This is a genomic window from Nevskiales bacterium (assembly GCA_035574475.1).
GTDB lineage: Bacteria > Pseudomonadota > Gammaproteobacteria > Nevskiales > DATLYR01 > DATLYR01.
Window position 1 is genome coordinate 1 of sequence record DATLYR010000079.1, and the last position, 8874, is coordinate 8874.

The following is an 8874-nucleotide window of genomic DNA, read 5'->3' on the forward strand; positions in this document are numbered from 1 at the left end:
GCGCGCGGCCTGCTATGCCTGAGCGGTAGCGGTGGCTGGAGCGAGCTGCGGCGCTACGACCGGCCGGCGTTGCTGTCGCTGCGCCTGGACAGCGGCGAGATCCGCGAGGTACTGCTGCGCGGGCTGCACGGCGACGACACCGTGCTGGAGTTCCCGGAGGGGCTGCGCCGTGTCCCGCGCGCCGAACTGGAGCGTTTCTGGGCCGGCGACTTCCTGCTGGTTTGGCGCCCGGCCTCGGGCGAGGCCCTGATTGGCCCGTCCACGACGGGCGAGCCGGTGCTGTGGCTGCGCCGCCAGCTGTCGCTGGCGGACGGCTTGCCGGTGTTGTCAGGGCCCGGAGCCGAGCGCTTCGATGAAGAATTGCGGCGTCGCGTGCGCGCATTCCAGACCGGGCGGGGCATCACCGCCGATGGCCTGGCCGGCGCCCGCACCCAGATCCTGCTCGGTAACTTGACTCCGGCGGCGGATACACCGCGGCTGAGCGCACCGGAGGCGGGCTGATGTCCTACATCCTCGAGGCGCTGCGCAAGGCCGAGCGCGAACGCAACCTCGGCCAGGTGCCCACGCTCGAGGTGGCGGCTGCGCCGCGGGTGGAAACGCCACGCCGACTCTGGCCTTGGCTGCTGGCTGTCGCGCTGCTGGTGAACGCTGGCGTACTGGCGTTCTGGCTGCTGCGCCCGGGCGCACCGGAAACGTCACAGCCGCTGGCGCAGGTAGAACCGGCGCCGGTCGACCTGCCGCCCGCACCACCACCGGCAGTGGCGGACTACCTGCCCCCGCCGACCACGGTGGTGGAGGAGCCGATCAGCGAGCCGCCGGTCGCCGCCCTGCCGCCGGAACCGCTGAAGGGGCCGGCGCCCGAGCCGTCACCGGAGGTGGCGGAAGCCGACGTGGCGGAGTCCCCGGCCATCGATGCGGCAGCAGAGGTCCACGAGCGCACTGCGCTGCGCGATATGCCAGCGGAGTTCCGGCGCAGCCTGCCGGAGATGAAAATGGACGCGCATTTCTATACCACCGTGCCCGGGCGCAGCTTCGTGATGATCAATCTGCGCAAGTACAAGCCGGGCGAGCGCCTGGCCGAGGGGCCGCAGGTGGTGGAGATCGTGCCGGAGGGCGCGGTGCTGTCTTATCAAGGACAGGAGTTTCTGCTGCTGCCGTAGTGACGTGATTGCGGCCTGAAAAACACGAGCAGGAAATGGACAGGAGGAACAGGATTATCAGGATTTACGGGTAAGAAAGTTTTCTTGCGAGAAAAGATATCTTGATCCTGTCAATCCTGAGGTTCCTGTTTATCCTGTCCAAATTTTTCAGGGCAGCACTTCGACCTTGATCAGCACCTGACGGCGCGCCTCGCTGTCGGTCCGGCTGCGCGAAAAGTCGCCGCGGGTTTCGGTGCTTGACTGCTGGGTCACCGCACCGAGGTCGATCCATTCGCCCAGCCGCCCGCTGACGCTGGTGCTCAGGCGCGACACGCTGATGGCGCCGCCCGGTTCGGTGCTGGGGCTTTCCTGCTGCGGGCTGATGTCCAGCACCACCTGGTCGCCCTGCACCCGCGGGCGCACCACAAAACCGGTCAGCACCTCCCGGAACTGGACCGTCTCGCTCACCAGGCCGCCGGGCCCGAGCGTCTTGGTGGAATAAGGCACCGCCTGGCCGACGTAGATCACCGCCTCGCTCCCCTCCAGCACCCTTAGCTGCTGGTCGTCGTCGTTCCTGTCTTGTGTCTCGCGCCGCCCGCCGCGCAGTTCCACCGCGGCATCGCCGCTGTCCACGCCGATCCCCGGCAGCGTCGGATCGATCGTCGGTGGCACCTCCACGGTCACGTCGCCGGATTCCAGCGTGCCGGACACGCCGACGGCGCGCGTCCGGCTGTCGCGCTGGCTGCCCTGGCGCACGGTCACCAGCAGCTGGCGTGGAGCGGCGTCGAGCTGCGCCACCAGCCTGCGCAGTTCGGCCATGTTGGCGCGCGGTGCGCGCACGATCAGCTTGTTCTGCACCGAGCCGATCGTGCCCTCGGGTTCGACCAGCGGACGCAGCACCGGCAGCAGCTCCTCGGCCGAGCGGTGGCGCAGCTCGATGATCTCGAACACGGTTTCCGCCGCCAGGCCGGATGCTGCCAGCAGGGCAAGCAGGGCGAGACAGCGGACCGCGTGGCGCATGCTGGGCTCCGGGTGGTTCCAGAATCCATGATACGCCTCTACCGCTGCCGCCGTCTGAATGGCCGCTTAACGAAAACTTCTTTTACAACAAGGCGCTCCGGTTAAGTCCCGATTCAGTCGCGCTTGCCTACAGTGGCCTCGTGCCGCGGACCATAGCGCGGTTCGGACCACAACGAGGAGATGACCATGAACAGGTTCAAGAAGGTGTTTGCGGGTTCCGCGGGCTTGCTGGTCGCTACGCTCGCCGGGCCGGCTGCGCTGGCCTCGCACGAGGCAGACGAGCGCTTCGTCAGCTCGACCTATGCCGACGTGATCAGCTCAAGGCCGGTGTATCGCGAGGTCGAGATCACCACCCCGCGCGAAGAATGCTGGCAGGAGCCGGTGACTCGGCGTGAGGACAACAAGCATTGGGGCGTGACCGCCCAGACCGTCACCGGCGGCGTGATCGGCGGCGTGATTGCCAACCAGGCGGTGAACGGCAGCAAGCGTGACGCCGCCACCGCCCTGGGCGCGCTGATCGGTGCCTCGATCGGCGCCAACCGCGCGGCCAAGCAGCAGGCCGAGGCGAAGGAGTACGTCACCTACGAGCGGCGCTGCCGCACGGTGCAGGAGCACCGCACCGAGCAGCGGATCGAAGGTTATGACGTCAGCTACCGCTATGGCGGCCAGACCTACCACACCCGGCTGCCCTACGATCCCGGCAAGCGCCTGCGGGTGCAGGTCAGCGTGACCCCCGAGGGCGTGTGACGGGGTTAAGGCTCGATTCAGCCGGCCTGGATAGGCTGATGGCATTCAAAACCAGTCAGGAGGATTCGTCATGAACAAGCTGATGATCGCCGGTGCGCTGGCCGCCCCCCTGGCGGTGGGCGCCGCCGGTTACGGTGGCTACAAGATCGCGCAGGGCGACCTGCAGCTGGCCGCGGACGACGGCTATGCCGAGCTGATCTCGGCCGTGCCTGTCACCAAGGAAGTGCAGGTGCCGACCACGAGCCGCGAGTGCCGCCAGGTGCCGGTGACCTATACGCAGACGGTGCGCGGCGAGCAGACCAGCGTGCCGACCAACGTGATCGTCGGCGGCCTGATCGGCGGCGTGATCGGCAACCAGGTGGTGAACGGCAGCAAGCGTGATGCGGCGACCGTGCTCGGCGCTGCCGCCGGCGGCTACCTCGGCTACGAGCGGGCCAAGCGCAAGAACGCGCCGCAGACCGTGCAGCGCACGCGCTACGAGGAACGTTGCGACACGGTCAAGGGCTCGCGCACCGAGCTGCAGCCGGACGGCTATGACGTGACCTACCGTTACCAGGGCCAGGTCTACACCACGCGGATGGCGAGCCCGCCGCCGGCCCGCTTCCCGGTGACGCTCACGGTGACCCCGGCCAGCGGCTGATGCCGCGGATCCGGCTCCGAACTAAACTGCCGGCATGCGCAAATCCCCGCTACTCGCGCTGGTGGCCGCGGCGATCCTGCTCGGATCGCTGGCGGTGCCGGCCGACGCCCGCCCGGACCGGCGCGAACGTGCCGAGCAGCGTGGCGGGCGCGAGCGGCACGGCGACGACGAGCGGCGCTGGGAGTCGCGCAAGGGCGTGCTGAGCCGCGACGAGGCCGCGCGCCGCGCCCAGCGCGAGCACGGCGGCCGTGTGCTGTCGGTGGATCTGCTGCAACCCGACGATGCGCCTGCGCGCTACCGGATCAAACTGTTGTCGAACAACGGCAACGTGCGTACGGTAGACGTGGACGCGCTGGAGGACTGATGCGAGTACTCGTTGTCGAAGACGATCCGGCGCTGCGCGAGCAGCTGTCGAGCCAGTTGCGCGCCGCGGGCTACGCGGTGGATACCGCGCCGGACGGGCAGGAAGGCCTGTACCGCGCCACCGAGTTCCCGCTCGATGCGGCGGTGGTGGACATCGGGCTGCCGCAGCTGTCGGGTATCGACCTGATCCGCCAGGTGCGCAAGCAAGGCCGTTCTTTTCCCATCCTAATCCTGACCGCGCGCGACCGCTGGCAGAGCAAGGTCGAGGGCCTGGAGGCGGGGGCCGACGATTACCTGGTCAAGCCCTTCCAGCCGGAGGAGATGCTGGCGCGCGTGCGCGCGCTGATCCGCCGCAGCGGTGGCTGGGCGCAGCCGGTCCTGCAATGCGGCCCGCTGACCATGGACACGACGCGCCAGCAGGTCACCAAGTCCGGCCAGCCGGTGGAGCTCACTGCCTACGAGTACAAGATCCTGCACTACCTCATGCTCCACGCCGGCGAGGTGGCGTCCAAGACCACGCTGGCCGAGCACATCTACGAGGACGAGACCGAGCGCGACAGCAACGTGATCGAGGTCTTCATCCGCCGCCTGCGGCTGAAGCTCGACCCGGACGGCACGCTCAACCCGATCGAGACCCTGCGCGGCCGCGGCTATCGCCTGAACCTGCCCCGTATCAACGGCCAGGACGGGTAACCGCCCGCCGCCGCTCGCGGCGCCGGTTTGCCGGTTAGGATAGCCGCATGCGCTTTCGCATGAACTCGCTGCGTGCGCGGCTGCTGCTGGCGGCCACGATCATCCTTGCCGCATTCGTGGTCCTCACGGCGCTGGCACTGGAGCGCGCCTACCACGACCGCGCCGAGCAGGCCGAGCAGGACAAACTGCAGGGTCTGATCTACGCGCTGCTCGGCGCGAGCGACAGCGACGGGCAGGGGCTGCTGCAGGTGAACGAGGGCGAGCTGCGCGACCCGCGGCTGATCCACCCCGACTCCGGTCTGTATGCGCTGATCCTCGACGAGGTCGGCGACGTCGTGTGGCAGTCGCCCTCGTTGCTCGGCTATCTGTCGGTGGCGCCGGCACACGACGCCGGCATCTGGCGTTTCCGCCTGATCCGCGATGCCGAATCGCGGCTGCTGTTCGCGCTGAGCCTCGGCGTCAGCTGGACCAGCGGCGAACAGACCCGGCGCTACACGTTCATCGCTGCCGAGAGCAGCGCCGACTTCGAGACCCAGGCACAGCGCTTCCGTCGCACGCTGTGGCTGTGGCTGGCGGTGCCCGCCGCCCTGCTGCTGGCGCTGCAATGGCTGATGTTGCACTGGAGCCTGTCGCCGCTGCGACGGCTGGAGTCGGAGCTGCGCGCGATCGAGGCTGGCAGCCAGTCCGAGATCGCCGGCGACTACCCGGACGAGATCCGGCCACTGGCACGCGGCCTGAACGCCATGCTGCGCAACGAGCGCCAGCAGCAGACACGCTATCGCCACGCGCTCGATGACCTGGCGCACAGCCTGAAGACACCGCTGGCGGTGCTGACCGGCGAGGCCGAACGCGGAAACCTGCCGGACGCGTTGCAGGCCCGGCTGCGCGAGCAGCTGGGCCGCATGCGCCAGATCGTGGACTACCAGCTCAAGCGCGCCGCCGCCGCCGGCGGTCGGCGCCTGAGCGCGCCGGTGCCGCTGCGGCCGCTGGTGGACAAGCTGTGTGCGGCGCTCGACAAGGTGTATCGCGACAAGCGTATCCGGTACCAGATCGAGCTGTCACCGCGCTATGGCTGGCGCATGGACGAGGGTGACCTCATGGAGATGCTCGGCAATCTACTCGACAACGCCAGCAAATGGTGCAAGGGCCACGTGCGGGTGCGCAGCGTGGACGAGGCACAGCGCAGCTGGCTGCTGGTCGAGGATGACGGCCCCGGTTTCCCGGACGATAGCGCCGCGCTGCTCCGGCGCGGGGTACGTGCCGACACGCAGGTGGACGGCCAGGGCATCGGCCTGGCGGTGGTGGCCGACATCCTGCAAGCCTACGAGGGCGAGATCCACCTCGAGCGCTCGCCGCTCGGCGGCGGCTGCGTGCGTCTTGGGTTACCGCTGAGTTGAGCGCGGGTGGTCAGCGCAGCGGCGGCGCGGTGACGCCGGCCTGCCTGTGCCAGCTGCCCACCAGTGCGCTGACCAACAGCAGGCTGTGCGCCAGGTTCTCCATGACTTCCTCGATCGGCACGTGCATCAGCGGCTCGTTCGGCAGCAGGTCCCGGAACACGCGCCGCGACACCAGCACACTCAACAGGTAAGCCGCCAGCGCGCCCTTGAACCAGGGCAGGAAGCTGCCGCTGCGGGCCGCGGGCGCCAGCCGCTCGCGCCACCCCCAGGCCAGCCCGATCAAGAGCAGGAGCAGGACATACACGCCCCGGTCGGTCCAGTCGTAGTGGATTTCCCGCAGCAGGGCAGCGGCTGCGAACCCGCCCAGCAGCAGATGCAGCAGGCTGCGCTGCCAGGCACTGCGCAGCACGAGCAGCGTGACGGTCAGTGCCAGGATGCCGACGGCAAAGGCTTCGTTGATTCTTTTTTCTTCGCCGCGCCAGTGCTCGGCCCCGACCAGGTATAGCAACACAATGACCAAGGGACCCGCCGCCAGCAGTCCCGGCCACAGCAGCCAGTGGTGTCGCGTGTGCATGGGGTGTCATCCCGGCGCCGGCGTGGCGCAAGTCCATCCAGCGCGCATTATGGCAACGACGCCGCGCGCGGAACAGGCGCGGTTTTTTTGACCGTTTAGACCCGGCATGCTAAAAGTCTGCGCGGATTCGAGCGGTTTTTCGGGGGAATGGCGTGGAAATTCGCGGCATCGACATCGGCTTCGGCTTTACCAAGGTCACCAACGGACGCGATTCCCAACTGTTCAAGTCGGTCATCGGCGAAGCTGCCGATATCCAGTTCCGCGAGCAACTGCTCAAGCCGCTGACACCCGAGCCGCACCTGCAGCTGGAGATCGACGGCCACGCCATCTACGTCGGCGAGCTGGCCGAGCGTCAGAGCAAGGGCCGCGCCTATACCCTCGACCAGAGCCAGATGATCGCCAAGTTCGCCAAGACGCTGGCGCTGGCTGGGTTGTCGCTGATGACCGAACGCAACGTGCCGGTGCAGGTCGTCACCGGCCTGCCGGTCAGCTACTACCGCCGCCACAAGGATGAGCTGAGCGCCCAGCTCACCGGCCGCCACACGCTCAAGGTCACCGACGCCGCCGGCCACATGCAGGAAACCGTGATCAGCATCGACAAGGTGCGCGTGATCCCGCAGCCCTTCGGCTCGGTCTTCGACCTCATCTTCAACGACATCGGCAAGGCCAGCGACAAGCGCTTCCTGACCGAGAAGATCGGCGTCATCGACATCGGCTTCCGCACCGCCGACTACACCATCTGCGACAAGACCCGCTATTCCGAGCGCGGCAGTCAGACCACCGATTCCGGCATCGCCAAGGCCTTCGCCATGATCGCGACGGCGCTGCAGGATGTGAGCGGTGTCAACATCGAGCTGTACCGCCTGTACGACGCGGTCAGTCGCGGCTCGATCAAGATCCACGGCAAGACCCACGACCTCAGGCCGCTGGTGCAGCATGCCTTCGGCCAGCTGGCCGCCACCGTCGCCGCGGAGGTCGAGCGGCTGTGGGCCGACGACTGGGACATCGACACGGTGGTGGTGACGGGCGGTGGCGGCGCCGTGCTCTATCCGCAGCTGCAACCGCTGCTGCGCGGCGACGTGCTGGCGGCCGACACCGCGCGCGATGCGCGCCTCAACAACGTGCGCGGCTACTGGAAGTACGGCGTCCACCTCTGGAATCGTTGATTGAGCCTGCTGCGCCGAGTCGGGCGGCGCTCACAACGGCTGGAATCCAACGACCCCGCGCCGGCGGCTACACCGACAATGCGATCAGGGTCTGCGCGGCGAAATAGGTGGACAGCAGGAGCAGCTCGGCGGCCCGGAAAGGGCGCACGAAGCGGTTGATCGCCAGCACCCCGTCCGAGACGAGGAACAGGATCGCGCCGAGCATGGCGCACAGGCTGGCCGTGTCCTGCAGCGCATCCCAGCGGCTCGCCGCCTGCCAGCCCATCGCCGCCAGCGCGGCTGCGTACACCCCCACGGGCAGCGCCAGCCGGCCGGTCTTCGGCAGCAGCACCAGCAGCAGCCCGCCGGCCGCGGCCAGATAGGGCAGAGCCAGCAGCGGCGCGCTCAGCAGGCCCGCCGGCGCGCTGAACGCGGCGATATAAAGGAGATGGGCGATCAGAAAGCTGACCAGGCCGGGCACGAAGCGGTCGCGCGGCAGCATCAGGAACACGTCGCCTGCGGCCGAGAACGCCAGGCCGGCGAGAATCAGCCAGAAGTAGCGGTCGGGCTGCGCCGATCCCGTCAGCCAGGCCAGCAGGATGATCAGGCCGATGGTCAGCGGCTTGAAGAAGTACAGCAGCGCCGGGCTGCGGTACTTGCCGAGGATGGTCAGCGCCGTCGAGACGGCGATCAGTGCGACCAGTGGCGTATTCATGCTGCGCCTTGGGAGGGGGGGTGGTTGCCGCCAGCGAGCCTGATCTCGGCCACCAGCAGCAGGCTGTCGGCCTCGGCATACCCGGCCAGCAGGGTTTCATCGCGCAGCAGCACGCCCTGGCCCTGGCGCAGCTCGCGCCCGCAAACGTGCGCATGCCCCTGCAGTGCCTGCACCCAGACCTGCAGGCCGCGCTCCAGCGCCTGCGCGTAGTCGTCGCCGGCCGCCAGCTTCACCACGCGCAAGCCGGCCAGCGGCCCGAGCGGCGCAGGGAAATGGTCAAGCACGTCGTTCATGGCCCGCGAGCATGCGGTGTCGCGCCGGCGCGCGCAAGTCGCGCGGCAGGGCGGTTGGCCGCGCGCCGCCTGTCGCGGCAGAATGGAGCTCCTGACGTGGAGGCTGGCATGCGGATTCTGGGATATGGGCTGGCGGTGCTGACGGTCG

12 protein-coding genes are annotated in these 8874 nt (G+C 68.5%); 8 read left to right on the top strand and 4 right to left on the bottom strand.

The features are described from left to right. Positions 1-501 (top strand): peptidoglycan-binding protein (locus VNJ47_04270; protein ID HXG28046.1); only part of this gene is annotated, 501 nt, incomplete at its 5' end. Further along, the gene (locus VNJ47_04275) at positions 501-1160 is read left to right on the top strand and encodes a general secretion pathway protein GspB (protein ID HXG28047.1); all 660 of its coding nucleotides are present in this window, start codon (positions 501-503) and stop codon (positions 1158-1160) included. The genes VNJ47_04270 and VNJ47_04275, both read left to right, overlap by 1 nt. A 147-nt stretch (positions 1161-1307) precedes the next feature. On the opposite strand, the gene VNJ47_04280 is transcribed toward VNJ47_04275, so the two are convergent. Next, positions 1308-2159: a secretin N-terminal domain-containing protein gene (locus VNJ47_04280; GenBank protein ID HXG28048.1), complete on the bottom strand. Its 852-nt coding sequence runs from the start codon at positions 2157-2159 to the stop codon at positions 1308-1310. Positions 2160-2345: 186 nt separating this feature from the next. Here VNJ47_04280 and VNJ47_04285 point away from each other — a divergent pair, with 186 nt between their 5' ends. The 5 genes from VNJ47_04285 (at position 2346) to VNJ47_04305 (ending at position 5999) form a co-directional block, all read left to right on the top strand. Further along, a complete protein-coding gene (locus VNJ47_04285) occupies positions 2346-2906 on the top strand; it encodes a hypothetical protein (GenBank protein HXG28049.1) in 561 nt (186 codons plus the stop codon). A gap of 70 nt (positions 2907-2976) precedes the next feature. Continuing rightward, a complete protein-coding gene (locus tag VNJ47_04290) occupies positions 2977-3546 on the top strand; it encodes a glycine zipper 2TM domain-containing protein (protein HXG28050.1) in 570 nt (189 codons plus the stop codon). A 34-nt stretch (positions 3547-3580) separates the two neighbouring features. After that, positions 3581-3910, top strand: coding sequence for a PepSY domain-containing protein (locus tag VNJ47_04295; protein ID HXG28051.1), 330 nt, complete (start codon positions 3581-3583; stop codon positions 3908-3910). Next, positions 3910-4602 carry a response regulator transcription factor gene (locus VNJ47_04300; protein ID HXG28052.1) on the top strand — a complete coding sequence of 231 codons (693 nt, stop codon included), beginning with the start codon at positions 3910-3912 and terminating at the stop codon, positions 4600-4602. Before VNJ47_04295 ends, VNJ47_04300 begins: the two co-directional genes overlap by 1 nt. 47 nt (positions 4603-4649) lie before the next feature. Continuing rightward, positions 4650-5999, top strand: a complete 1350-nt coding sequence (locus VNJ47_04305; GenBank protein HXG28053.1) for an ATP-binding protein — start codon at positions 4650-4652, stop codon at positions 5997-5999. A 10-nt stretch (positions 6000-6009) separates the two neighbouring features. On the opposite strand, the gene VNJ47_04310 is transcribed toward VNJ47_04305, so the two are convergent. Then, entirely contained in the window at positions 6010-6573 is a 564-nt protein-coding gene (locus VNJ47_04310; protein ID HXG28054.1) for a hypothetical protein, read from the bottom strand. 152 nt (positions 6574-6725) lie between these two features. Here VNJ47_04310 and VNJ47_04315 point away from each other — a divergent pair, with 152 nt between their 5' ends. Beyond that, positions 6726-7739 (top strand): ParM/StbA family protein, encoded by a 1014-nt coding sequence (locus VNJ47_04315; GenBank protein HXG28055.1) that lies wholly within the window; start codon positions 6726-6728, stop codon positions 7737-7739. A gap of 67 nt (positions 7740-7806) precedes the next feature. Here VNJ47_04315 and VNJ47_04320 read toward each other — a convergent pair whose 3' ends face one another. Continuing rightward, positions 7807-8433 (bottom strand): lysoplasmalogenase, encoded by a 627-nt coding sequence (locus VNJ47_04320; GenBank protein ID HXG28056.1) that lies wholly within the window; start codon positions 8431-8433, stop codon positions 7807-7809. Beyond that, positions 8430-8726, bottom strand: coding sequence for a hypothetical protein (locus VNJ47_04325; GenBank protein ID HXG28057.1), 297 nt, complete (start codon positions 8724-8726; stop codon positions 8430-8432). The genes VNJ47_04320 and VNJ47_04325 overlap by 4 nt, the downstream gene beginning before the upstream one ends. Positions 8727-8874: the final 148 nt, after the last annotated feature.